General features: G+C 35.2%; 26 protein-coding genes and 1 pseudogene. 20 read left to right on the top strand and 7 right to left on the bottom strand.

The annotated features are described in order from the left end of the window. Positions 1-50 precede the first annotated feature (50 nt). The 11 genes and pseudogenes from I6F65_RS05290 (at position 51) to I6F65_RS05240 (ending at position 8,682) form a co-directional block, all read left to right on the top strand. Complete coding sequence (locus I6F65_RS05290; RefSeq protein WP_197111846.1) at positions 51-431, top strand: hypothetical protein; 381 nt, start codon at positions 51-53, stop codon at positions 429-431. A 123-nt stretch (positions 432-554) separates the two neighbouring features. Continuing rightward, positions 555-1,529 (top strand): annotated as a pseudogene (locus tag I6F65_RS05285) (transposase). 122 nt (positions 1,530-1,651) lie between these two features. Further along, a complete protein-coding gene (locus I6F65_RS05280) occupies positions 1,652-2,626 on the top strand; it encodes a transposase (protein WP_197111845.1) in 975 nt (324 codons plus the stop codon). A 440-nt stretch (positions 2,627-3,066) separates the two neighbouring features. Further along, the gene (locus tag I6F65_RS05275) at positions 3,067-3,555 is read left to right on the top strand and encodes a DUF6795 domain-containing protein (RefSeq protein WP_197111843.1); all 489 of its coding nucleotides are present in this window, start codon (positions 3,067-3,069) and stop codon (positions 3,553-3,555) included. A 9-nt stretch (positions 3,556-3,564) separates the two neighbouring features. Further along, a complete protein-coding gene (locus tag I6F65_RS05270; protein WP_197111841.1) occupies positions 3,565-3,873 on the top strand; it encodes a hypothetical protein in 309 nt (102 codons plus the stop codon). Continuing rightward, positions 3,861-4,721, top strand: a complete 861-nt coding sequence (locus tag I6F65_RS05265) for a lipase family protein (protein ID WP_197111838.1) — start codon at positions 3,861-3,863, stop codon at positions 4,719-4,721. Before I6F65_RS05270 ends, I6F65_RS05265 begins: the two co-directional genes overlap by 13 nt. 594 nt (positions 4,722-5,315) lie before the next feature. Further along, the gene (locus I6F65_RS05260) at positions 5,316-5,753 is read left to right on the top strand and encodes a hypothetical protein (protein ID WP_197111836.1); all 438 of its coding nucleotides are present in this window, start codon (positions 5,316-5,318) and stop codon (positions 5,751-5,753) included. 590 nt (positions 5,754-6,343) lie between these two features. Then, positions 6,344-6,766 (top strand): Imm26 family immunity protein, encoded by a 423-nt coding sequence (locus I6F65_RS05255; protein WP_197111834.1) that lies wholly within the window; start codon positions 6,344-6,346, stop codon positions 6,764-6,766. 92 nt (positions 6,767-6,858) lie between these two features. Further along, on the top strand, positions 6,859-7,299 hold the full coding sequence (locus tag I6F65_RS05250; protein ID WP_166114162.1) for a hypothetical protein: 441 nt from the start codon (positions 6,859-6,861) through the stop codon (positions 7,297-7,299). Between the two features lie 171 nt (positions 7,300-7,470). Then, positions 7,471-8,226, top strand: a complete 756-nt coding sequence (locus I6F65_RS05245; RefSeq protein ID WP_197111832.1) for a spermidine synthase — start codon at positions 7,471-7,473, stop codon at positions 8,224-8,226. Positions 8,227-8,334: 108 nt separating this feature from the next. After that, a complete protein-coding gene (locus tag I6F65_RS05240) occupies positions 8,335-8,682 on the top strand; it encodes a hypothetical protein (RefSeq protein ID WP_197111830.1) in 348 nt (115 codons plus the stop codon). A 272-nt stretch (positions 8,683-8,954) separates the two neighbouring features. On the opposite strand, the gene I6F65_RS05235 is transcribed toward I6F65_RS05240, so the two are convergent. Both I6F65_RS05235 and I6F65_RS05230 read right to left on the bottom strand, forming a co-directional pair. Beyond that, complete coding sequence (locus I6F65_RS05235; protein WP_024612505.1) at positions 8,955-9,986, bottom strand: methionine synthase; 1,032 nt, start codon at positions 9,984-9,986, stop codon at positions 8,955-8,957. Positions 9,987-10,064: 78 nt separating this feature from the next. Continuing rightward, positions 10,065-11,042, bottom strand: coding sequence for a DUF1852 domain-containing protein (locus I6F65_RS05230; RefSeq protein WP_166114171.1), 978 nt, complete (start codon positions 11,040-11,042; stop codon positions 10,065-10,067). Positions 11,043-11,714: 672 nt separating this feature from the next. Here I6F65_RS05230 and I6F65_RS05225 point away from each other — a divergent pair. The 5 genes from I6F65_RS05225 to I6F65_RS05205 all read left to right on the top strand — a co-directional run bounded on the left by I6F65_RS05225 (position 11,715) and on the right by I6F65_RS05205 (position 14,966). Beyond that, on the top strand, positions 11,715-12,119 hold the full coding sequence (locus I6F65_RS05225; protein WP_024612507.1) for an RDD family protein: 405 nt from the start codon (positions 11,715-11,717) through the stop codon (positions 12,117-12,119). A gap of 171 nt (positions 12,120-12,290) precedes the next feature. After that, positions 12,291-12,443, top strand: a complete 153-nt coding sequence (locus I6F65_RS05220; protein ID WP_166114177.1) for a hypothetical protein — start codon at positions 12,291-12,293, stop codon at positions 12,441-12,443. Between the two features lie 88 nt (positions 12,444-12,531). Further along, on the top strand, positions 12,532-12,921 hold the full coding sequence (locus I6F65_RS05215; protein ID WP_166114180.1) for a hypothetical protein: 390 nt from the start codon (positions 12,532-12,534) through the stop codon (positions 12,919-12,921). A gap of 721 nt (positions 12,922-13,642) precedes the next feature. Further along, positions 13,643-14,656 (top strand): DUF5924 family protein, encoded by a 1,014-nt coding sequence (locus I6F65_RS05210; RefSeq protein ID WP_197111828.1) that lies wholly within the window; start codon positions 13,643-13,645, stop codon positions 14,654-14,656. Between the two features lie 73 nt (positions 14,657-14,729). Beyond that, positions 14,730-14,966, top strand: a complete 237-nt coding sequence (locus I6F65_RS05205) for a hypothetical protein (RefSeq protein ID WP_024612511.1) — start codon at positions 14,730-14,732, stop codon at positions 14,964-14,966. 70 nt (positions 14,967-15,036) lie between these two features. Here I6F65_RS05205 and msrA read toward each other — a convergent pair whose 3' ends face one another. Together msrA and I6F65_RS05195 are read right to left on the bottom strand one after the other, a co-directional pair. Continuing rightward, positions 15,037-15,636, bottom strand: coding sequence for a peptide-methionine (S)-S-oxide reductase MsrA (gene msrA, locus I6F65_RS05200; RefSeq protein ID WP_197111826.1), 600 nt, complete (start codon positions 15,634-15,636; stop codon positions 15,037-15,039). A gap of 203 nt (positions 15,637-15,839) precedes the next feature. Beyond that, positions 15,840-16,043, bottom strand: coding sequence for a hypothetical protein (locus I6F65_RS05195; RefSeq protein WP_024612513.1), 204 nt, complete (start codon positions 16,041-16,043; stop codon positions 15,840-15,842). A gap of 95 nt (positions 16,044-16,138) precedes the next feature. Between I6F65_RS05195 and I6F65_RS05190 the strand changes: the two genes are divergently transcribed. The 3 genes from I6F65_RS05190 to I6F65_RS05180 all read left to right on the top strand — a co-directional run bounded on the left by I6F65_RS05190 (position 16,139) and on the right by I6F65_RS05180 (position 18,370). After that, on the top strand, positions 16,139-16,696 hold the full coding sequence (locus I6F65_RS05190; protein WP_024612514.1) for a GNAT family N-acetyltransferase: 558 nt from the start codon (positions 16,139-16,141) through the stop codon (positions 16,694-16,696). 145 nt (positions 16,697-16,841) lie between these two features. After that, on the top strand, positions 16,842-17,453 hold the full coding sequence (locus I6F65_RS05185; protein WP_197111824.1) for a MarC family protein: 612 nt from the start codon (positions 16,842-16,844) through the stop codon (positions 17,451-17,453). A gap of 35 nt (positions 17,454-17,488) precedes the next feature. Continuing rightward, positions 17,489-18,370 carry an alpha/beta hydrolase gene (locus tag I6F65_RS05180; protein WP_197111822.1) on the top strand — a complete coding sequence of 294 codons (882 nt, stop codon included), beginning with the start codon at positions 17,489-17,491 and terminating at the stop codon, positions 18,368-18,370. A gap of 538 nt (positions 18,371-18,908) precedes the next feature. Here I6F65_RS05180 and I6F65_RS05175 read toward each other — a convergent pair. Beyond that, positions 18,909-20,051 carry an MFS transporter gene (locus I6F65_RS05175; RefSeq protein WP_197111821.1) on the bottom strand — a complete coding sequence of 381 codons (1,143 nt, stop codon included), beginning with the start codon at positions 20,049-20,051 and terminating at the stop codon, positions 18,909-18,911. Between the two features lie 24 nt (positions 20,052-20,075). Further along, positions 20,076-21,248 (bottom strand): MFS transporter, encoded by a 1,173-nt coding sequence (locus tag I6F65_RS05170; protein WP_231613113.1) that lies wholly within the window; start codon positions 21,246-21,248, stop codon positions 20,076-20,078. 107 nt (positions 21,249-21,355) lie between these two features. On the opposite strand from I6F65_RS05170, the gene I6F65_RS05165 reads away from it, so the two are divergent. Continuing rightward, complete coding sequence (locus I6F65_RS05165) at positions 21,356-22,264, top strand: LysR family transcriptional regulator (RefSeq protein WP_197111818.1); 909 nt, start codon at positions 21,356-21,358, stop codon at positions 22,262-22,264. An 86-nt stretch (positions 22,265-22,350) separates the two neighbouring features. Here the strand turns inward: I6F65_RS05165 and I6F65_RS05160 are convergent, their stop codons facing one another. Continuing rightward, a complete protein-coding gene (locus tag I6F65_RS05160) occupies positions 22,351-23,559 on the bottom strand; it encodes a porin (protein WP_197111816.1) in 1,209 nt (402 codons plus the stop codon). Positions 23,560-23,982: the final 423 nt, after the last annotated feature.

Here is a 23,982-nt window from a genome sequence, read left to right as displayed (position 1 = left end):
TAATCTACAGGCTCGTTAGGTGCAAAGATAACTCATGCATTCGAGGCAACATGGATATATATAATCCCAATAAAGTAGTAGAACCCGAAAACTGGTTAGCCCTAGATGAAGCTACAAGAATTGAATTAGTTCATGATTTCCATATTGGTTTAGATCACGAATTAACCGAGGATGCTTTAAGTGTACATTCATCAATTCATGTAATAGTTGAAAATCAATTAGCTATGAAGGTTAAATTAATACCAGAAACTTTCGCAAAACTCATGAGACAAGGCTTGAATAGGCATGAAACAATTCATGCTATTGGAGCAATTATATCAGCAGATATTTTCGATGTTATGAATGGTATTGTAGAAGAGTTTTCACCAAACAAGTACAGACGAAAGCTTGAAAAAATCACAGCAAAAAGATGGCTAAAAGGGCAGTATTAAAATTTGCACTTAACAAGCGCATGAAATTAACATGAAAATCAACAAGACACCCATAGTAAATTTTGCACTTTTCGAGGTTAGAGGCTAGCCTTTATTTAGTACAAAAAACGAGCTGGGTGTCTTATGGCGATTGCAAGAAAGCGTCAAGTAAGTTTGGTTGATACAAAATACTACCATTGTATTTCACGGTGTGTTCGTCGTGCATTTTTGTGTGGTGATGACCACTTTACTGGGAAGTCTTACGAGCATCGTAGAGGCTGGGTTGAAGATAAGCTGCTTGAATTAGCCAAGATATTTTGTATTGATGTATGTGCTTATGCCGTAATGAGTAATCATACCCATTTAGTACTGTATGTTGATGATAAGAAAGCGAATAGGCTGAATGATAAAGCGATTGTTATTCGCTGGCATAAACTCTGTAAAGGCACATTGTTAACGCAAAAATATCTACAGGGTGAAAAGCTAAGTAAAGTTGAACTCATCTTTTTCAATCAAACGGTTAAACAATACCGTGAACGCCTAGCAAGTATCAGTTGGTTTATGCGGTTACTAAATGAAGATATTGCGCGCAGAGCAAATAAAGAAGATAGCTGCACAGGACGATTCTGGGAGGGAAGATTCAAATCGCAAGCATTATTAGATGAAGCTGCACTTGCCGCCTGTATGGCGTATGTCGATTTAAACCCCATTAGAGCCAAGATGGCCAAAACGCCAGAAGAGTCAGACCATACCAGCGTCCAAGAACGTTTAACATACGCAAAGGATGGCAAACAACCCAAAAAACTAATTCGCTTTGCAGGCATGCCACGCCAAATAATGCCAAAAGGACTCCCGTTTGAGCTTAAATCGTACCTAGAACTTGTTGAATTAACAGGCCGTTGTATATGAGAAGACAAGCGAGGGTATATTGAAAGTACACACTTGCCTTTACTAGACAGAGTGAATATCTCCCCAGAAAACTGGTTAAAACTCACCACACAATTTACACGTGTATTTCATGGTGCAGTAGGCAGGCCATCTTCACAAGCAGGTTACTGTGAAAATTTAAACCGAAAGCGGCGGGCAAATATCAGTAATTGCGAAAAGCTACTGGCATAAAATTTAATTTACTCAGCAAAACTATTCAGAACAATAATAAACAAGACACCCATCCTAAATTTTGCACTTTACGGAGTTAGAGGCTAGCCTTTGTTTAGTGCAAAAAACAAGCAGGGTGTCTTATGGCAATCGCGAGAAAACGTCAAGTAAGTTTGGTTGATACAAAATACTACCATTGTATTTCACGTTGCGTGCGTCGTGCTTTTTTGTGTGGTGAAGATGACTTTACAGGTCAATCTTATGAGCATCGACGAGGCTGGGTTGAAGATAGGTTGCTCTTATTGGCAAAAATATTTTGTATTGATGTATGTGCTTATACCGTAATGAGTAATCATACGCATTTAGTAATGTATGTTGATGATAAAAAAGCGAATAGGCTAAATGATAAAGCGATTATTATCCGTTGGCATAAACTCTGTAAAGGCACACTATTAACACAAAAATATGTACAAGGTGAAAAATTAAGTAAAGTTGAGCTTATCTTTTTTAATCAAACAGTGAAGCAATACCGAGAACGCCTATCAAGTATCAGCTGGTTTATGCGATTACTAAATGAAGATATTGCGCGCAGAGCAAATAAAGAAGATAACTGCACTGGCAGGTTTTGGGAAGGCAGATTTAAATCGCAAGCATTACTAGATGAAGCAGCATTTGCAGCTTGTATGGCCTATGTTGATTTAAATCCCATCAGAGCCAAAATGGCTAATACACCAGAAGAATCAGACCACACCAGCGTACAAAAGCGATTAAAAAGCGCCACCATAAGCAAGCAGCCAAAACCACTACTGCGTTTTGCAGGCAAGCCACGTCAAATAATGCCCAAAGGGCTGCCGTTTGAGCTTAAATCGTACCTTGAGCTTGTTGAGCTAACAGGGCGGATAATACGAGAGGATAACCGCGGGTATATTGATAATATGAACCTACCTTTGTTAGAAAGGCTTAATATCTCCACAGAAAACTGGTTAAAACTCACTACGCAATTTACGCGCGTATTTCATGGTGCAGTAGGCAGGCCAAGCTCACAAGCAAGTTACTGTGAAAACTTAAACAGAAAGCGGCGTGTGAATATTAGCAACTGCGAAAAGTTACTCGCATAAATTAAAAAAACATTCAGTAAAATTAAAACTGCAATTATGCAGATATTCTCATGCGTATAATTCAGGTTTAATAGGGCTAATGACTTATTTAATAGATGAAATGAAAGCGACCCAGTAATAAAAGATTAATTCTGAACCTGAAGAGCAAATTTAGTGGCACAGTTTTGTTTGTTCAATTAATGTGGCTGTCTGGTTTGGTCTGAGGGCGAAATTAACAGTGACATCTATCCTAAATTTTGCTTTTAATTAAGATGGCTGTCGAGTTTAATTTTTGTTACTGGTCAATCTTACGAGCATCGACGAGGGTGGGGTGAAGATAAGTTACTTGAATTAGCTAAGGTATTTTGTATTGAAAAATTAACCCTTAAGGATTGTTTTTAGATTGCGTATTTATTAATAATTAAGTAATGTATTAGCATAATTTTATTATAAGGATATATATGTTTAATTTTTTAAAAAGATATGATGTACATTTATGTTCTGCTGTGTCTGGTCGATTACTAAACAACGGAGAGCCCTTAGTAGGTATCAAGGTTAAGCGGCAGCTGGAATACGCAGATAATAAAACAAGGATTGACACTACACGTACAGATAAACAGGGGGCTTTTACGATGCCTGCTGTTAATATACGTTCTAATACCCCAGGTCGGTTATTTGCAGAGCCAAAAACACTTCAATCAATTGGTTTTTTTTATAAAAAGAAATTCTATCCATTGTGGCTAACGTATTTATCTATGATAGAGCCGTGCCCTGCTTTTGATAAAAAACTATCTCAATTAAACGCTGACATAAAGGACGCTGCAGTTTTCTTTAGTTTTGAAAATATCAACGCTCCTAATCGATCTTCTGCTGCTTCCAGTATTTGTCGTTGGGACTCAGACTTTAAAATTCACCACTTCGAAGATGATGATGGTAATAAAATAAAATAAGGATATATAATGCGAGAACTTTCTCCTACACTAGCAGTATACTTTGCTGAAGCAGCATACGAAATAAAAAAGAAAGTTGATGGACGTTATGCCACTCCATCATTAGAATTTTTAAATGAAGATTTCGATTTCGATTTTAATAACGTTGCTCAAGGCGTTAGTGGTACTTTTATAGAGCACCTTTTTGGTCACAAAACAGGTTTTGCTCTTGTCGGTACAGGTATACCTCGTGGTAGATATGATGGCCATACGGTAATTGCTTTACGTGGCACAGACAACAAGCGTGATGCAATAACTGATGGAAATTGTGGTTTTTAAGTACCAGTGCGAATAATTTACCCGCTCACTCAGGGTTTAATAAAACATTCAATTCAATCCGCCCCTCGTTAGAAACTTACTTTAATAATAACACAACAGGACCTGTGCATTTTGTCGGTCATAGTTTAGGTGGTGCATTAGCAACCTTGGCCGCTAACTGGTTGCATAACAAACAAAGTAAACGAAAGATTAACTTATACACCTTTGGTGCACCGCGTGTAGGCTATGCCAGCTTTGCTGACAAAACTAGTAATAGCTTGCATAAAGTATTTCGTTGCGTACATGCGGGAGACCCCGTGACACACTTACCTTTTTGGCCTTTTGTTCATACGCAAGGGGAGTATTTATTAAATGCAGGTCAAACTATTTCAGCTAATGCACACCGTATGGCTGGTGATTCTCCCGGGTATATCAATACTGCTAGTGGTTTTAAATCTTTTGCCGCTATTAATAAAAACTGTGGTTTCCGACATCAAGAGCAGGTCAGACTCGATTATGAAGACCGCCATCAAGCTAGCTTTACTTCAAGATGGGCTTATCGTTTAGGTGCAGCCTTACTTACCTTGTTACGAGATACGGGGTATTTGTACGAAATCCAACATATGGTTACCAACAGCATAACTTTTTACGATAAAGTAGCAATATTACTAACTAAGATTGCTAAAATGCCAGGACACTTTGCTGAGCAACAAAAAGGTATGTTGGGTCATATGTTGGTGTTTGCCGGTAAGCCAGGAGTAGTTTTAACAGATTTATCGTATAGATTAATACGCTGGGTTTTATCTGTTACGCTTGAAGCAGTTGTACTGGTTGCAGGTATTGCATTCGATATGGTCAAACGACCATAAAAAGACAACGAACAACACGCGCTGAGATGAACGACTAGTAAAATTTAGCTATTAATTAATTGTAAATTTTCAAGCAAACAAAGTTAGGATGACACCCATCCTAACTATTACGAAAAAAGCCAACAAAAACAGCATAAAGAGTGCATTATTATAAATAATTAATCACACAAAAAGCTGAGCTACGTAGACATAATAAAAGTAACAATAGACAGCCCAATCGGATGGCGATAGCAGTTTATTAAAGAATGGCAAACGACTTGGCTGTATTAAACCTGCTTGCCTTTACTTTACGCTGCGGCAACTGTATTGCCTGGTTCATAATATAGAAAAGCTGCAAAACACGATGCACTGAGAAGGGGAAGCCCTTTTAACCTAAAATAAAACTACTCAAGCACCCGTAATCCCTTCTAAAACGCCAATTAAAACAACACCAAACACTTCTTTATATGCTACGTAAAAGTACAGTAATAGATTGAACCCAAATAGGAACTCAGCTATGGTTTGTTTATCAATAAAAATAAATTAGTGGTTCGATTAAATAAGCATGAATGCTCTTTGAGGGGGTTTTATGTTTGGCAGCAAGGTATAATAAGAATGAAACTTCTTACAACAGTGTTAACAATTTTATCTCTTAGTTTTTTGAGTTCATGCGAGAACGGTCCATCTTCTCAATCAGTGGAGATATTTCCTTTAAAGCAACTATCTTACACCGACTCAACAGTGTCCTATGCCGGCGATACCCTTAGCATTAATACTAAATATTTTGTTATCGCAAACGCACCAGACGATAAAGTTGCTCTACGTGAAGTGGTAGAGAGTTATAATAAAGAAACGTTAAGTGTAAAAGATACACAAAAATATTATGCTTTTTTCCGCATGTTTTATAGAGAAACGGATGCTATTGGCCGAGATTATGTTGAGAAACATGAAGGGTATTTTAATCATGATCGTATTGAGCACCATGGTGATGATCGTATTCTTGTGGTGAAGTGGGAAAATTATGGCAAGAACGTCACCTATGAGTTTGAATAAATTGAATATTATACCGGTTACCATTCAAAGTGTAGGTTTCAGTGGGAATTAAAATTATTTTAGGTTTAGGTAAAAAATTAATTAGGATGTAATTAGGATGACACCCATCCTAATTATTACGAAAAAGGTCAACAAAAACAGTATGAAGTGTTCATTGTTATATAATGAATCACGAAAAAAAGCTGAGCCATGTAGGCATAATGAAAGTAAAAATAGACAGCCCAGTCGGACGACGATAGCTGTTTATTAAAGAATGGCAAACGGCTCGGCTGTATCGAACCGGCTTTCTTTTAAATAAAAAGCGGAATATTACAGTGAATAAAGGGATGAATAAATTGACTTCACCCACTATAAATTTTGTTCTTTTAACCTCAAATAAGCCACAAAAAAACATCAGTAACTTCTATAAAACACCAATTAAAACAACATCAGATTATTTTTATCTTCTGCGTGAAAATACTGTAATCGATTGAACCAAAATAGGAACTCAGCTATGGTTTGTTTATCAATAAAAATAAATAAAAAGACGAGTTAATCTACGGGCTCATTAGTTGCCATCATCAAATTATGGGGATTCATTTTAGATGCGAGTGAAAGTGGTTGAAGGTGCAATAGTATCGATTCCTTTTGAAAGTACTTATGGGGTATGTAAAGTCCTGTATATATCTAAATATTTTAAAAATATAGCTCTTTTGAAAGTGTTTTCTGAGAAACTAGATAAAAATCAAAAACACCCAATTATACTGAAAAGTGATTCTTTTGAGTTGATATACACAGCAACCAAGCTAATTAAAAATGGTACGTGGCCTATCATTGGCACTGAACCGCTGTCTAAATTAGATCGAGAAGCTAATAAAAGAATTGTTGGTGGGGACGTTTGGGTAGCTGATGAATGCATGGGGGGAGCTACTGATAGTGAGTTAAAAAGCCTTCCTGAAATGAATGTATTTAATGTTATATACCTTGAGGGGAAAGTATCAAAATTCCCTCTTAAAAATGGCTGTCATGTTTAATTGTTCCTTACATTGCGTATAAAAGATTATTAATCTAACTAATTTGAAACAGCCTGATTTACCAACCAATAATATCAATTATAGGAATATTGATGAAACTGAAGAAAATCCAAGTGCCTAAGGAAATAGAACTTAGGTTTGGAGAAAAACAATCATGGAGTTTATATCTTGATGAAGAACAAGAAGTAAAACTTGCAGATGTGTTACAAAATAATTTAGTTGCAATGACTTTTGATTCATCAGTGAATTTTTATCTTGGAAATAATGAACTTGGTTTTTCGCTTGATGCAATTTCAAATGCAAGAATTTATGCGATTAAAGAAAAGCATAAGTCTGGCATAATTTGTCTTGAAGTATTTTTGGTGAGAGCTCAAAAATTGATACGAATACTCGAATCAGAATGCTTTTCTCAAGCCACATTAGATTGGTTTATTTCGAACAAAGAAGCCCTCGAAAATTATATTGGATTACCAATTTCAGTTCAGAGGTCACCATGGGATGAGAATAAGCATGACGGGCAATCTAAGCATTAGATTTTAATTAGTAAATTTTAATTTAAGTTTTTCTAAACTCAGTGTATAAAATGAGAATAAAGTAAGGTTTATTTGGTTACCCCTATAAAACCTTTAATAGGTCATATTAACAACCTTCATTGTGTTAAGTAAGTTATACTCATTTTTCATTACATCACGCATTGAGAATTCGTGGATATTAAAGGCACTTGTATTGCATCAGTTACTGATGAGCACGGCCCTGTTTATGTATATCAAACCCCAAAAAATCTAATCCTTAGCTTTGATGGAAAAATTTATCAAAGTTGCATCAAGTTAAATAACATCAATGGGTTAAATCTTGCTTATACACAAGCAATGATGACCGCACTCTTTTTTATACCAAATTTAAAAACTGCGATGATTATGGGGCTTGGTGCAGGCTCAATAGCAAAAAATCTTTATCATGCTTTTCCTGATCTTATTATACATACCGTTGAGTATCGCCAAGCAGTTGCTGACATGGCAATAAAATATTTTGGAGTCCCTGTATCAGATCGTCTTTTTATTCATATTGATGATGCGGCAAATTATATGAAAAAAACACAGGTAAAAACTGATGTTATTTTCTCTGATTTATATAGTTCAGAAGGTATGGAGTCGGATCAGGTGGATTCATCTTACTTACGACATTGTAAAAATGCGCTAACTTTTGATGGCGTACTTGTACTTAATATTTGCCATACCAAAGCGCAACTTAAAGAAAAATTTGACCAGTTACTTGATAAAGAGTTTGAAGGAAGAGTTCTAAGTTTTACAATAGAAGGTGGCAACAAAATCGTTTTTGCTTTTAACAACACTATGCCTTTATTAGTTAAGAGTGAGCTGATAGATAAAGCTATATCGTTACAAGCAATAATAAATGTACCAATGAAACGTTATGCTGAGCTGTTATTTAATCACGTTTGAAAAAACAGTAATGCGGCAGGCAAGTTTGATAAATATAAACAATAATTCAGATTTGATGAGATAGGTAAAATAAACTATCCAAAATGCTTTTACAAAGTAGGGATAAAATTGAGTAAATTACATTGTAAAAAAGCGATCATTTTAATAATAATCTGTGTATTGTTTATATTATCATTAAACATCCTCTCGTTTAGGAAAATGCTTTTATCGTCACCGCACTCTGTTTTTATGAGTCCTGATAAACAATATAGAATTGAGTTATTTTCCTATGACAATATATTACCTGTTATGCCAGGTAGCTCTGCAGGAGATGAAGCTGGATATATTAGGCTTTATAATAAAGATAATGAATTACTAAATGAGAAAGAAATTGAGATGGTGCAATTAGTAGAACCGATAAACTGGAGTGGTGATAAAGTGAGTATTAAATTAGTTGCTGACTGGAATTTACGTTAATTAGTTGCTGACTGGAATTTACGTTAATTAGTTGCTGACTGGAATTTACGTTAATTAGTTGTGCGGTATATTTAGTTTAACATGAACAATAAAGATATTGTTTTTATTCCTTTTTACATAAATATTTGGGCAATTTAACGTATTAAATTATTTTTAAATGACGTTATAAATATTTATTTGGAACAAGCCGAAGATTACAGGTTAGTAGAGCATTCATATTTATTGAATCTAATTATATTAAATAGAGCACTCTACTACGTGTAGTATTTTGATTATTTTACTGATAGTTCTTTTCGGATAATTTCAGCCCCAGCGCTCAAGGCATTTAGTTTACCTCTGGCTATGTGGTGAGGTAGAGGTGCCATGCCGCAGTTTGTGCACGGGTAGAGCTTGTCGGCATCTACAAATTGCAATGCTTTACGCAGTGTACTTGCTACTTCCTCTGGCGTTTCGATAGTATGATTTGCTACATCAATTGCGCCTACCATTACTTTTTTACCGCGGATAAGTTCTAGTAAATCCATTGGTACATGGGAGTTATGGCACTCTAGTGAGATAATATCGATATTAGATTGCTGAAGCTTAGGAAATGCCTCTTCGTATTGTCGCCATTCAGTTCCTAATGTTTTTTTCCAATCTGTATTGGCTTTAATGCCGTAGCCGTAGCAAATATGCACAGCTGTTTCGCATTTAAGACCTTCAATTGCGCGCTCTAATGTAGCAATACCCCAGTCGTTTACCTCATCAAAAAACACGTTAAACGCGGGCTCATCAAATTGAATAATATCAACGCCTGCGGCTTCTAACTCTTTTGCTTCTTGATTTAGAATTATGGCAAATTCCCACGCTAGTTTTTCGCGGCTTTTATAATGATCGTCGTATAATGTGTCTATCATGGTCATTGGACCTGGCAAAGCCCATTTTATAGGTTGCTTTGTTTGCTTGCGTAAAAACTTGGCGTCTTCAACAAACACAGACTTTTGGCGGCTCACAGGGCCAACAACGGTGGGCACACTTGCGTCGTATCGGTCACGAATTTTTACTGTTTTGCGTTTTTCAAAATCAACACCGTTTAGGTGCTCTATAAACGTAGTTACAAAATGCTGTCTTGTTTGCTCGCCATCGCTAACAATATCAATACCTGCTTGTTGTTGGTCGAATAATGACAAACGCAGGGCGTCGTGCTTACCTTGGGTTAATTCGTCACCTTGTAATTTCCAAGGTGACCAAAGTGTTTCTGGCTCTGCAAGCCATAAAGGCTTAGGTAAACTGCCAGCGGTAGATGTAGGTAGTAATTTTTTCATAATAAATAATGCCGTATATTTTAGTTAATTATTAAACGTAGCGTTAAGCGCGTTATTACTGATTGTTACTATTAGTTGTTATGACAGATAGCGAGTAGAGAATTGCTCAAGAACCGTTTGGTACGGCTTGATAAAATGCTCTTGTGCAAATTTGCCTTGTTCATTTGCTAACTTGCCGCGCTCTTCTCGGTCATACACAATTTGAGTTAATGAATGATCCAAGTTTTTTAAGTTTGGTTTATATGATTTACCCGCTGTTGCATTGGCATTATAAATCTCTGGTCTGTAGATTTTTTGAAACGTTTCCATCGTACTAATGGTGCTTATAAGCTCAAGATTGCTGTAATCATTAAGTAAATCACCAAAGAAAAACAATGCTAAAGGCGCGGCACTATTTTGTGGCATAAAGTAACGTACCTGTAAGCCCATTTTTTTGAAGTATTGCTCTGTTAAAGATGATTCATTTGGTTCGTATTCTACGCCAAGTACCGGGTGTTGGTTTTCGGTGCGGTTATAGGTTTTGTTATCTGACACACTTAGGCATATAACCGGCGGTTTTTTAAAGTTTTGTTTGTATGTTTCTGAATTTACGAATGACTGAAATAGTTTGCCATGTAAAACCCCAAAGTCATCAGGAATACTAAATTGAGACTTACCTTTGTTATGCTCTTGTAGGAGTACGCTAAAGTCGTAGTCGCGCACATACGATGAAAAGTTGTTTCCTACAATGCCTTCAATGCGTTTATTTGTTTTATGATCAACAATATTTGTTTTTAATATTTCGATAGAGGGGAAGCTTTCGCCGCCGTCTTCAATACCTATCTCAACAGAGATAATTTCAAGCTCAACAGCATAACGCTCACCTTTGGTGTTATCCCAATGGGCTAGGGCATTAAAGCGGTTGTTAATCATGTTCAAGGCGTTACGCAAGTTTGATTTGCGGTATTCACCTCTTGCTAAATTAGCAAAATTGGTTGTGATACGTGTATTGGTTGATGGATGATAATTTTCGTCGAGTGAAACGCTTTTAATGTTAAATGTAAAATCTTTTTTCATCGTGTTATGTATCCAATTTTTATAATTTAAACCTGATTGATGCTTTGCGCTTTATTAACCTTTTAACTTAGTGTGCTGGTTTGTTATTCAGCAGCTTTAAGTTGTTAGTAATAGTGTTTAGCGCTAAGTGATGAGTAATTTATACGTGGGTTGGTACATGAATAAAAACGGTTTAATTTCACATAAAACATGAGTCATATTCATTACTTGATATGAATAGATGCAATTACATAAAAATCAGTCAAAATACGTGATTAAATTATAGGATTTTAGTAGGGAAGTGTAGGTGTCTAGACTTCTATTTAGGCTGTTTGTATTTATTTCATGTTGAACATGAATGATATTCAACACTTGTTTTTTAAACTAGAATAAACAAATATTTATATAGCTTTATTGTTTTTAAGTTTTATTTTAATTTAAAACAATGGTTTAGGTTGTTGTGTGGTGTAATTAAAGTCTTGTTGAAATGCACAGAACGGTGTTCCTCCCATTTATAACGTTTAGATAGCTAAGAGTAACTTGCGTTTAGCTACTCAAAAATCTATAGCCTTGTTATTTATTCGGCTGATTTTAATTTGTTAATTAACAGAGGTCGTTTTTTGAGTGAAATGTCTGTTAATGTAAAATCAAAGACATACTACTGACTAAATTGCTTAAAGGAATGATTACAAAATGACGGATAATAAAGTAGCTTTACTGCGGTTTCCCGCTTTTATAATTGACATTACTTTGGTTATGTTGCCATTGTATGTACTAACAACAGTAGGAAAAACATTTAATCTGTTTAATGAAAATATACCGATTGAATGGCTTATGCTTTGCTATATACCTATGATGTTTTTTATTTATTGGGTATTAAATATTAATGTGGGAAAAAGAATATTTGGTCTTAGCATCGTGGATGCAAATACTGGCAATAAGGCGACTGTTTTTCAATTATTTAAAAGGTCGCTTCTATTTTCACTTATAGTATCGTTTAATTTGGCTTTTATAATTCCGCTATTTGTATCTAAAAAGCATCAAAGTTTTCATGATATGTTAGCAAACACAGTCGTCGTCAAAAATCCTAAAAAGTAATGAACCTTTAATTTACGTTATTTTAGTTTACGTTATTGTTAGGTGTGCCAATTCGATATGGCATAAAAATTAACATATAGATAAAAGTACATAGAAAAGTAAATAGCAAATTTAGTTGTAGTACTGAGTAGTTGTAGCAATATTTATGAATGGCTCTATTAGGAGGTGGAAATGACCGATGCTGAACGATTACTAAAAGAAGAACTTATAAAAGCTAATCTAAAAAAGCTAGTTTTAGAGCTTGAAAATAATAACATACAAGAGCCTAAAGGATTAGCCTCAGGTAAAATGGTTGTAGAGTTAAAAGAGGACCATGATGAATGATTCTAAAATAGTAAATCAGATTTAATTTAAAGAACATTCATACAATTACTTAAAAAGTTACTTAAAAAGCTAAATACAGAGATTATTTATGACTAAGAATGTTGTGTGTGTAGTAGCTGCTTTATTTATTGTATCTTGTAGTTTTAACTATGAAGATAACTTTAAAATATTAACTTTTAAAAAAGTGATTGATGAGGAAAATACGCAATATAACGTGTGTGATAATTTATTACTTACTAAAACTGAAATTGCTTTGTATTTTGATATTGCAGAACAAGTGAGTAATGAAAAGGAACACGGTGAGTCACTTATTATGCCTTGTAAATATTCTGGGAAGTTAATAATGGACCACAAAACATATTCATACGACATTTTTGCTGGTGGAACTGGCTATATTTATAACAATAAAGGTTGGGTTGTAAAAAACTTTATCTGTAAGGATACGAGCTGTTGCAATAAATTTTCGAACTTATGCTGAATTTTTTGAACTTAGGCTTTTACATCATCCGATTCCGAGGTTTTTAGTTATCTTATGCCTTGGGAGCCGCAATTCAGTTAACTAAGGTTTTTTAAACTTAGACTTAGACTTAAACTTAGGGCTAGGAAGCACAATAAGAATTACTATCCATACGATCCAAAAACATACTGCGGGCAAAATATCATTAAGAATATAAGGCATGCTGGTATAGTATCCTTTTGGAGCAGAAGACTCAGAAGATACGAGGAAGATACTAATAGGCTTTAAGTAAGCCGGATAGTGGGGGTTTGATTTAAAAACAATACTCGCATAAGGCCAAACAAGTAACCAATAGATTGACCCCGATAACTTATTCCATAATATACGTTTAAAATTACTGACACTTACAAACATTTCTACTTCCATTTACTATTTCCACATAGTGGTTGCTTTGCGAGTTTATTAATAAGCTTATCCAACTACTTAACTACTAATCCACGCTTTTGCTGACTGAACAATACACATGATATTTCATTATCTATTAGAGCCCATAACTGTATTGCATTTAACTAAAAATTTATCTGATTATTTAACCTTACATTATAGTTAAAACAATTTACTAAGACCCTGTTGTGAATAAAGTTTTTATATCTCGTCTATCTGTAGTTCATTTAGAGGTAGGTAAAATTACGAACTTAAATATTACTCTGTAGAGTATATACCCGTAAGGAAGTACTAATAGATGGATTACTTAAAAAATTTAATAACAAAATTCATAAATGCGATGCAAAAACGTCCTGGTTTACTTGCTGTTTTAGCTTTTTTATCTGGTGTTGCTAGTTTTGTACTTGTTGATAGAAAAGAGTCGTTCTCGCAGGTTATTGCTATATTTTTGCTTGTTAGTTGGTTGTGGTTGATTATTGATAATTGGCTGCGTGATAAGGTGGAAGAAAAATTTGGTATTGCCGTTTCTCCTAACGTAATGCGTTTTGCATTACAGATGGTACAGCAAGAAAGTCTATTTTTTGCTTTACCCTTCTTTTTGGCTGTTACTCAGTGGGATCATCCACAAGCCATTTTTACTTCGCTAATTATTTTATGTGCTGTTGCCTCAGTTATTGATCCTTTTTATTACAAGAAGCTAGCCAAAAATCGTACATTATTTAGTATATTTCATAATTTTGCTTTGTTTGTTGTATTGCTTGTAACTTTACCCATTTTATTAAACCTTACAACAAGCCAAAGCCTCTTAATTGCTTTAGTTACTGCTGTATTTATTACACTTCCTAGCTTAGGTAATTTAATGCCTAATGTGCGCTGGTGGCGGTTTCCTATTCTTGTGCTTGTTTTATCTTCATTAAGCGCTGGTATTTGGCAGCTTAAAAGCTATATACCACCGGCAGCATTGCGTTTAACTGATATTACGCTGGCTCATGAAGTTGACTTACAACATAAAAAGCCCGTAGGGAGTATTAAACAGTTAGATTCTTATACGCTGCATCATCAAGGTTTATATAGCTGGACAGCCGTTAAAGCGCCAAGAGGCTTAAATGAAAAAATATTTCATGTATGGATACATAATAAAAAAGAAGTTGATCGGATAACGCTAAATATAAATGGCGGACGAGAGCTTGGTTATAGAGCATGGACACATAAAGTAAACTTTCCAAGTGATGCTGTAGGTAAGTGGCAAGTTAAGGTAGTTACTGAATCTGGTCAATTAATTGGTTTAACGAAATTTATTGTTACACCTTAACTAACTCAGTTGGCTGCAATTTGAACAAATAGCTGATATTGTTTTTTGCAGACTTAACTAATGGATATAAGTTATGAGTATTGCATTTGAAATTTTTATTTGGCTAATAATTGAAACTGGTTTGAGCTTTTTGTTTTACTCGACCGGCTGGTTACTTTTAAAAGTGGTAACGCTTGGGCGGTATAAAGGCGAGCTTAAAGACTTTGCATCGTATAGAGCGAGCAAAGCTAGAAAGGTTGATTTAATATTTCTATTAGGTTTTTGTTTTTATGTTGTATTAATTATCTTTATGGCTTATTTAAGTTATTAATTTATAAGGGCTGCTTATTTAAAGCAGCCCTTAGCTATTAATACAATGAGGTGACTTTATCTCATTGCGTTTAATGAGTAGCTCTATCGCCCCAAATATCTTCTAAGCGGCTATCTCGTCCACAACGCCAGCGGTAAGTATTGTAACGAATTGAGTTGTTTTTATAATAATCTTGGTGGTAGCTCTCTTTTCCTTTAATAGGATAGAAGGTACTCGCGTTTAATATTGGCGTAACAACGGTTTGATTTGGAAATTCAGCTATTACGGCTTCTTTTGTTTTTTCAGCTAATTTACGCTCTTGTTCATTAGCAACAAATATAGCACTTAGGTAACTTGGACCCTTATCACAAAATTGACCTCGTGCATCAAAGGGATCAATATTCACCCAGTAATGATCGAGTATACCTTGATAGCTTACTATTGCAGGGTCGTATGTAATTTCGACCGCTTCGTAATGACCACGATGATTACCATTGTATGTTGGGTTTTTTAACTCCCCACCAGTAAAACCAGAAATAACGTCAGTTACGCCTTCTAGCTTTTCAAAATCGCTTTCCATACACCAAAAACAACCACCGGCTAAAACGGCTTTTTCGGTTTTATCTGCATGGGCGAGTGACGCATAAAACAGTACAGATGAAGTTAAAACTATGCCTAATATTTTTTTCATAAAAATCTCACATCTAAATGATGAATGTATAAAGCGCTATGTAGTTATACAATTAGACCTGTTATTTACAAAACGTCTTTCATTTTTATTAAGTGCTAATTTTTGAAGTGACTATAAATAGATATGCACAAAGAATTAATAACAAAAAGGCTACCTAATAACTTAATAGGCAGCCTATTACTGATAAGTGGTTAAATAGCTTGTTACTTATTTTGTTGTTCTCTTGCTAATTGGTTTGGCAAAAGCTCCTCAACTATTTCGCGAGCAGGGAGGGTGTAGCGTGTACCGTCAAACATCACTGAGGTGAATTCATTAATATTAGTAATACCTGTTAGGGTCCAGCCTTCGCCGCGCTTTGGGCAATAGACAGTCGTTGTGGGTTGTATTACTTTAAACTCGTCGTTCATGGGAATGTGCACTCATATAATACTTGTTAATGGGATATGGTAAGTTAATAATGTATTTCCATAAAGAGCTATTTCAACTGACTAACTAAAAATAAATGTTTAAAAATTTAAAGTTACCTCGCGTTACTCTGCGTTTGATCACTCATAAGCATGCCGCTAAATTATTTACTATTTTAAATAATCCACTTGTTGCTCAATTTAATGATTATAAAACTCCGCTTAGCAAAGCCGATATTAAACAATTAATACAAGACGATATAAGCGCATACTACGAGGGCGAAGTTATTCGTCTAGCAATTGAACATAATACAGATAGAGATTTAATAGGCACATGTGGTTTATATAAAATAGAACATACAAGTAAGACTGCATTTATTGGTTTTGAACTCGATCCGCTTTTTTGGCAACAAGGTTTAATGTTTGAAGCGCTGGTGGGTTTTATAAGTGCTTTGCCAAGCGTACAGCAAATAAACTACCTTTTTGCTGAGGTGAGTACGCAAAATATACGTTCGCATACTTTATTAACTAAACTTGGATTTTCGCTTACGAGTAAAGCGGTCATACAAAGTATGTGTGGAGTGGGTGATTTAAAGTTAGATGAAAATGATGGTAAGGATAAAAGCGAAATTTGGTTTAAGTGCTTAAAAAGCTAAAATGTTTAATAACCACTTTTGAATATTTAATTAGAAAAGAGTCTATAATGTTATAAAAATAATCACTTTGAATAATGATGAAGTGTAAGCAAATGAATTTGTTACCCGAGTTTTATTAAACGTGTTCGCTTAACAAGGATTTTATATGCTAGAAAAACTCTCCCAAGATGCCCTCGTTATTTGGGCTACCATAGACCCAATAGGAACTATGGCGCTGTTTGCTGCGCTAACCTCACACCTAACAGATCAACAACGTCGTAAAACAGCCTTTAAAACGGTGCTCTATGCAGGGTGTGTATTATTAGGCTCTATTTTAATTGGTCAACTTATACTTAATGCAATGGGTATTAGGTTAGTATCGTTTCAATTAGGGGGCGGTATTATATTATTTTTATTTGGTTTACAGATGATTTTTGATAGCGACTCAAATAAAGCAAAGCAAGATCCAGAGCACGATATTGCAGTATTCCCGCTTGCCATACCTGCAACAGCAACTCCAGGCGCTATATTAGCGGTTATATTACTTACCGATAACCATATACATCCAATTTCGACTCAGATAGGCACAGCCCTTGTTACACTTGGCGTATTGGGCATTACATTAATATTGTTATTACTGTCGGGTAAAATTATTAAGCTAATTGGTACTGGTGGAGCATCTATTTTAACGCGTGTGATGGGGATGATATTAGCTGCGTTTTCAGTAGAACTTATTATGACAGCGCTTGAAATAAAACAATGGGTTAAGCTAGATTAAAATTAGCTGTTAATTCAATATTTAGGAAATGCCGTATGGCTGTAAAAATAACAAAACACTATTTTATAAATTTAAGTTTAGCCATTGTAATATTTGCTTTAGGTATTTTAGCCATTCGTTATTACAACCATTATGTATCTGCCTATACAGATATAACAATTAACTCTAAAGTGCTTAACGAATCGCGCAAAGTGTTTATTAGATTACCCGCTAATTACAATCCCCAAAAAGCGTACCCATTAATTATTAAAACAGATGGTAATTTTAATTTAGAAACATGGGATCAAGCACTTACAAAGCAAGCCAAAAGTGAAAAAGGGGATAAGGCTATATTGGTGTCTATTCCTAATTTATTTTTTACTGATACACGCAATCGCGATTTAGTGCCTCCTTATGCTCGACAAGAGGTAAATACAGAGCCTCGTTTAGAGCTTGAAACACTTCCTGAACCGAATGGGGAAGCCGATAAGTTTTTGCAATTTATAGAAACAGAGCTACTCCCGTATTTGTCGGCTAACTATAAGCTTACTGATAATCGTATTTTAAGTGGGTTTTCGGCTGGAGGGAGCTTTGTACTTTATACACTGCATACAAAGCCTGAGTTGTTTAATGGCTACTTTGCATTTAGCCCTGCTGCTTGGTATGACGACATGACCGTAGTTAAAAGAGTAGAGACATTTTTACAAAACGAATCTAGCAGACTTAAATCACGTACTTATTTGTATATATCTGTGGGTGGAGCAGAGAACCCATTAATGTTAGAGGCGTTTAATAATTTAGAGTCAGCTTTAACAGCAAATCCTAATACTAACCTTGTGTGGCAAAGTGCTATAAATGCAGGTGCAGAGCACTCAGATAATCCACCGCTTAGCGTAGCTACTGCTTTGGCGGGGTATAATAAGTTTATTAAAGAGTAAGTTTGTTTGGTTTAAGTATTAACTGTATAAATATACAGTTAATACTGTTTTATATATTTTTAATAACAAACAAACTTTATATTTTTAGACTTAGTTTAATATTATTAAGTACTTATACGTTTGTCTGGTTTTAAAGTCAGTTTTGTATAACGTTCTTAAGAACTGTGTTTATATACAGCTAATGGTCATTGAGTTAAAATGCTATCAATACTTAGCACTTATATAGCCCATAATTTGTTTACAGCTTTTAATGTACGTTGTGTGTTTAGAGGGTTAGTAATATGCTGTGTAAGTATCGTGCAATTTCAATATAACCTCACCAAAGTTACATCATAGTTTTAATACTGTTTTTGTAGTTAAAGAATAATAATAGTTAATGGCTGGTGGCTTTACATATAAAGAACACATCATACTAAATTTAGTTTAATACTTGCCTAAGCAATAGAGTGAATTGTAACTAAAATGATCAAAAAGGGAGTGCGAAATACAAGATGGTAGATTTAGAGAAGTAAAAGAGCATTTTATAAATGCTCTTTTACTACATATTAAGGCTTTGCTTTTTTAAAAACAATACGAGTGTAATTATAAATGCGAATACACTACAACTTATAAATACATTTTGCTCACCACCAGGAATATATTCCATAAAAGACGTAAAAAACTGACCCGAAAATACAGCCATCGTAAAGTAAGATAAATTTTTACCACGTACTTTTACATCGCTTAGTTCAACCGTCATATGATTTAAAAGAGGGATGCTAAAACCAAACCCTATGCCTATTAATATTGCGCCTAAAATTAAAAGTAGGGTGCTTGCGTATGTAAAACAAATATACGATAAACCAAAAGCTAAAAAAGCAAATGCCAACACTTTGGGTTCACCTAGCAACTTTGTTACTTTAGGCATAAAGCCAGCTGTAACCACTGCGACTAAAGATATAAATGCGAGTAATTGACCAATTTGTGACTCGTTATAATTTTGTGCATTCATAGTAATAGGAAGTAAAACGGTTGATGTAAAAAATATGGTCATTGCTAAAGTCGAGATTACATAAACACTTTTTAAAGAAAGTCCGTTAATCGTTTCAGCCGTGTTGAGCTCAACTATTTCTTCATTATTGTGGTTTGTTAAATTTTTATTTGGCACAAATAACAAAAGCATCGCTAAAAATACCCATGCAATTAAATAAAGTGAAAGTGGTAAGCCCCAAAACTGCGACGCAAGTAAACCACCTAAAAATAAAAATACAACACCACCTAGCTCTATTGCCATGCCTTGTTTTGCAATCATACCTAGGCGCGCTTCGCCTGTGTACCATGTTGAAATTAAAACAGTGCAACTAGCCATCACAACAGCAGTTATGCCACCAAGTAAAAATCGATTAGCAAATACTAATGTAGGACCATTTAAAAAATAAACACTGGCACCTGCAAGACCATATAAAAACAAACCAATTATTAAGAGTTTATAAGCGCCGTGTTTATCTATTAGTTTTCCCGCAATAGGAGCAAACACAACGGCACCTAACGAGGGAAGTGTAATTAAAAGTACGGCGTTATCGGTTATACCTAATCCTTGTGAAATACTTACTAAACCCGGAGCAAGTAAGGTGCCTACCATTATAGTTAAGCTAGCTATGCAAAGGAGTGTAAAGCTACCTGCTGTTTTTAATTTATTCATATGTACTCCTAAATTTTAAAGTAATTATTTTTTAGCTAAAGAGTTAAAAACTGCGCTTAGTAAAATAAATATAATGCTTACAACTACAACTCCTGGCCACTGATAAAGTGCAAATGCTTTTACACCAACCATTGAGCCAACAGCGCCGCCAATGTAATAACCAAGCATGTAAATTCCATTTATGCGGCTTTGCGCTGATGGATCAATACTAAAAACACGAACTTGGTTAGCGACTTGAGCACTAAATATGGCAAAGTCGATTAAGATAATACCCACTATTAATGATGCCAAACTGCCATTAAATAAACCGGTAATTGCAAAACCAATGGCCGCTAACGCAAGAGCAATCATTATTAAAGTTTTAGATCCTAGTTTGTTAACCCATTTACCAGATGACTTAGCACCAATTACTCCTGCCAAAGCAATTACGCCAAATAAACCAGCTTGTTGTGCGTTGTAGTTAAATGGTTCATCGCTTACATAAATAGCAAGTGTTGCCCAAAGTACGTTAAATGAAGCAAACCAAAAAGCACCTGAAAGTGTAAAATGTTGTAGCGATTTATGTTTAGTAAATAATGCCAATGTACTTTTAATAAGCGCCAAGTAACGCAAGTTAGTGCTGGGCTTGTTTGAAGGTAAAAAAATGCGGAGTAGTACACCAAATAAAGCTGCAAGTAATGCCGACATTAAAAATACATTTCGCCAGCCAAATTGCTCACCTACAAATCCGCTTAACGTTCTTGAAAGTAAAATACCAATGGTTAAGCCCATCATTAAGGTGCCTAATGTTGCACCTTTTTGATCTGCAGATACAAGCGATGCCGCAAACGGTATTAGCTGCTGGGTAATATTGGCGCTTACACCAATTAAAAATACCGAGATAAGTAACAACGAATAGTTTGGCGCTAGCATTGCAGTACCGCAAGCAAACACCAATAAACACGATAAAAGACTAATTAAACGCCTGCGGGTAATTGAGTCACCCAAAGGAGATATAAACAATAAGGCAAACGCATAACCAATTTGTGTTAACGCAGGAATACTACCTAGTTGCGAATTACTTAAGTTAAACTCGCTCGCTATAAGCGGCAAAATAGGTTGGCTGTAATATAAATTGGCAGCTGTTGCAGCAATTGCAGTGGTCATCAGTAATAATATAAACCGACTCAATGATTGATTATGTTCAGGCTTTGCCATAGTGCTCTCTGATTTTTAAACATGGGGTAATAATAAGAGTTCTTTACCTATAACAAAAATCATATTATTTTATAGAATCTATACAATAATTGTATTTAAGGCATGTTATGGACATAAAAACATTAAAGAGCTTTGTAAATGTTGCTAAGCATCAAAGTTTTTCAGAGGCAGCGAAAGAGCTACACACCGTGCAGCCGGCAATAAGCAGGCACATTGCACAGTTAGAAAACGAGCTTGATGTTGTATTATTTATAAGAAACTCGAGAGACGTTGCAATAACTCAAGCCGGTGAGCAGTTATTAAAAGATGCCAACGCAATTTTGGCGCTCGCTGCAAAAGCTAAAACTCAAGTTAAACGAGCGCACAATGGGCAGGTAGGTACACTTAATATTGCCCATTTAAGTTCAGCATGCCTAACCTTTATGGCAACACTTGTACGAAAATATAAACAGCAATATCCGCATGTGCATGTCACCTTGTTCGAAATGACCGCGACGGAACAAATAAACGCTTTTAAAAATGAATTAATTGATATTGGGTTTTCGCGACCATTACCTGAGTCAATTAGTGATGAATTTATAAAACACGATATTTATATCGATAAGTTAGTCGCTGTTTTAAATAAAGATCATAACGAGTCTGACAAATTGAGTATTGATTTGAATGACTTAAAAAATGATAAATTTGTTATTTTTGATCGAGACGAAGCAGTTGGTTTATTTGATGAAACCATAATGCTTTGTAAAAGTGCTGGTTTTTCGCCAAATATAATAAGCCACCCTCGACATATGCAAACATTAGTTACCGAAGTTGCAGCAGGGCTTGGAATATCGATTGCTCCACATTGTGTTCGTAAATTATATAGCGAAGGGTGTGTGTTTGTGGCAATAAAAAATGCGACTAAAAAAATACCGGTAGAAGTGCAATATAAACAAAGTAACTTAAACGCAACAGTACACGCTTTTGTTGATATAGCGCTGGCCGCAAAGCCCGAGATACAACGGAGCATGGCTTAAACACTTACTTAAAATCCGAGTAAAACTACTAAAACCCTACAATATAATTATCGTAGGGTTTTAAATAAATTTAGCTTAAATTAGCATTAAAGTTTATATCTAAAGCCAATAGCGATGCCATCATCTTCCGACTGTTCCATTAAAGCTTGCTGTTCTTTGTTATTACTTTGAAAGTCACCAAAATCTTTACGTGCTTCTACGTAAGCAATAGTGTCTGCATCAATAAGATAGTGCAAACCAATAACAGCAAATTGACGTTTAAATACATCATTTGGATCGGCGTTAAAGTTTGGCTGAATAACGTAGTCGTCGCCGGCGTCAAACAGGTTATAGGCAATAAAAGGGCGTAAGTCGTTATCAAAACGATACGATGCAAAGGTTTCGACCCCAATAGCATCTTTAATTAAACGTCCTAGGTTGTCGGTATCATGATTTTGGTTTTTATTAACGTTAGCCGCTACATATAAGCCAGGTGCATTAAAGTCGCCCCATTTAATACCCGCACCGTATATTAAGTCCTCAACTGAGCGGGTAGTACCATCACCAAAAGTAAGGTCAAACTCTCCTCTGTTTACACCTGCAGTAAGGGTAAGCATTTTAGTTACGTTATAAGTAACTGCACTGCCAAACGTTGAGTTAAATTCGACTCTTTGGGCTGCACTATCACCAGACTCCCATAATGTTTGGCATTGCGATTGTGATATATCGGTAATATCGCAGGTATAAAAATCATCGTTTTTTAATTGAGCTTGTATTGTAAAATCAAATTTTTTGTAGCTATTACGATACTGCACGAGTTTGTCGCCACGACCAGTTCCATTCACTGCGCCATCGTCTTTATTGTACGTATATACACCAGCGGCATTACCATCCCACACAAAGCTATTATTTGTGGCATAAACTACGTCGTACCAAGCACCCCATTGTTTACCAATTGTAAGTTGCCCGTATTTTTCATGAGAAAGACCCGCATAACCTAAACGGTTATACAAAAACTCATCTTGAATGGATTCAAAGCGGTTATTGTAAACAATGTCACTACTGCCCACAGGGTTTACACCCCATTCTACAAGTGCAAGTGCCATCCAATCATTTTTAAGTTTTCGCTCAAAACTAAAGTTGATTCGTGAAGTTCCATTGACGACTTCGGTCTGACCTTGAGTATTAATTACACGAACATCTACATAACCACCAACATTTAAGGCGTTAGTGTCATCTTTATACAATTCGACTGCGAATACAGTCGGAGCAGCTACAATAAGTGCACTAAACAGTGCCGCTAATTTTATGTTCATTTTATATTGCCTCAGTGTGTGAACGACTGTTTTTACCAAAGTGAAATTTTAATAGTTGCAGACTAACAAAGCACTATATAGCTCAAAAGTGAAAAATACTCATTAAAAGTGACAACAAAACACCATGAATATTCACTCACCGTTAACGTTGTTTTTATTGTGTTAAAAACATTTGATTATTGATGTGGTTAGATAGGTAAATAGTGCTGTAAAACGCTTAATAGCATAAATATTAATTTGAATTTATTTCACGTTGATTAAAAAATAACGTGTAGTGTAATTGCTCTAAAATAGCTTTATTTTCAATGGTATAACTAAAAATAATTTTAAGGTAATAAAATGCGATAGATTAAACCAGATAGATACCATCCATCATTTATCAATAAGAGATGCAAGACGCTGAGTTGTTTTTAAATATAGTTT

The sequence above is a fragment of the Pseudoalteromonas sp. SWXJZ94C genome, assembly GCF_015864385.1.
Taxonomy (GTDB): domain Bacteria; phylum Pseudomonadota; class Gammaproteobacteria; order Enterobacterales; family Alteromonadaceae; genus Pseudoalteromonas.
Note: the sequence above shows the minus strand (reverse complement) of the source record. Positions and strands in the feature narration are given on the sequence as shown.

Excerpts from the sequence above, each read along its gene's own strand:
- I6F65_RS05290 (WP_197111846.1), top strand. The coding sequence starts at position 51 with ATGGATATATATAATCCCAATAAAGTAGTAGAACCCGAAAACTGGTTA.
- I6F65_RS05280 (WP_197111845.1), top strand. The coding sequence starts at position 1,652 with ATGGCAATCGCGAGAAAACGTCAAGTAAGTTTGGTTGATACAAAATAC.
- I6F65_RS05275 (WP_197111843.1), top strand. The coding sequence starts at position 3,067 with ATGTTTAATTTTTTAAAAAGATATGATGTACATTTATGTTCTGCTGTG.
- I6F65_RS05270 (WP_197111841.1), top strand. The coding sequence starts at position 3,565 with ATGCGAGAACTTTCTCCTACACTAGCAGTATACTTTGCTGAAGCAGCA.
- I6F65_RS05260 (WP_197111836.1), top strand. The coding sequence starts at position 5,316 with ATGAAACTTCTTACAACAGTGTTAACAATTTTATCTCTTAGTTTTTTG.
- I6F65_RS05250 (WP_166114162.1), top strand. The coding sequence starts at position 6,859 with ATGAAACTGAAGAAAATCCAAGTGCCTAAGGAAATAGAACTTAGGTTT.
- I6F65_RS05235 (WP_024612505.1), bottom strand. The coding sequence starts at position 9,986 with ATGAAAAAATTACTACCTACATCTACCGCTGGCAGTTTACCTAAGCCT.
- I6F65_RS05230 (WP_166114171.1), bottom strand. The coding sequence starts at position 11,042 with ATGAAAAAAGATTTTACATTTAACATTAAAAGCGTTTCACTCGACGAA.
- I6F65_RS05225 (WP_024612507.1), top strand. The coding sequence starts at position 11,715 with ATGACGGATAATAAAGTAGCTTTACTGCGGTTTCCCGCTTTTATAATT.
- I6F65_RS05220 (WP_166114177.1), top strand. The coding sequence starts at position 12,291 with ATGACCGATGCTGAACGATTACTAAAAGAAGAACTTATAAAAGCTAAT.
- I6F65_RS05215 (WP_166114180.1), top strand. The coding sequence starts at position 12,532 with ATGACTAAGAATGTTGTGTGTGTAGTAGCTGCTTTATTTATTGTATCT.
- I6F65_RS05210 (WP_197111828.1), top strand. The coding sequence starts at position 13,643 with ATGGATTACTTAAAAAATTTAATAACAAAATTCATAAATGCGATGCAA.
- I6F65_RS05205 (WP_024612511.1), top strand. The coding sequence starts at position 14,730 with ATGAGTATTGCATTTGAAATTTTTATTTGGCTAATAATTGAAACTGGT.
- msrA (WP_197111826.1), bottom strand. The coding sequence starts at position 15,636 with ATGAAAAAAATATTAGGCATAGTTTTAACTTCATCTGTACTGTTTTAT.
- I6F65_RS05195 (WP_024612513.1), bottom strand. The coding sequence starts at position 16,043 with ATGAACGACGAGTTTAAAGTAATACAACCCACAACGACTGTCTATTGC.
- I6F65_RS05190 (WP_024612514.1), top strand. The coding sequence starts at position 16,139 with ATGTTTAAAAATTTAAAGTTACCTCGCGTTACTCTGCGTTTGATCACT.
- I6F65_RS05185 (WP_197111824.1), top strand. The coding sequence starts at position 16,842 with ATGCTAGAAAAACTCTCCCAAGATGCCCTCGTTATTTGGGCTACCATA.
- I6F65_RS05180 (WP_197111822.1), top strand. The coding sequence starts at position 17,489 with ATGGCTGTAAAAATAACAAAACACTATTTTATAAATTTAAGTTTAGCC.
- I6F65_RS05175 (WP_197111821.1), bottom strand. The coding sequence starts at position 20,051 with ATGAATAAATTAAAAACAGCAGGTAGCTTTACACTCCTTTGCATAGCT.
- I6F65_RS05170 (WP_231613113.1), bottom strand. The coding sequence starts at position 21,248 with ATGGCAAAGCCTGAACATAATCAATCATTGAGTCGGTTTATATTATTA.
- I6F65_RS05165 (WP_197111818.1), top strand. The coding sequence starts at position 21,356 with ATGGACATAAAAACATTAAAGAGCTTTGTAAATGTTGCTAAGCATCAA.
- I6F65_RS05160 (WP_197111816.1), bottom strand. The coding sequence starts at position 23,559 with ATGAACATAAAATTAGCGGCACTGTTTAGTGCACTTATTGTAGCTGCT.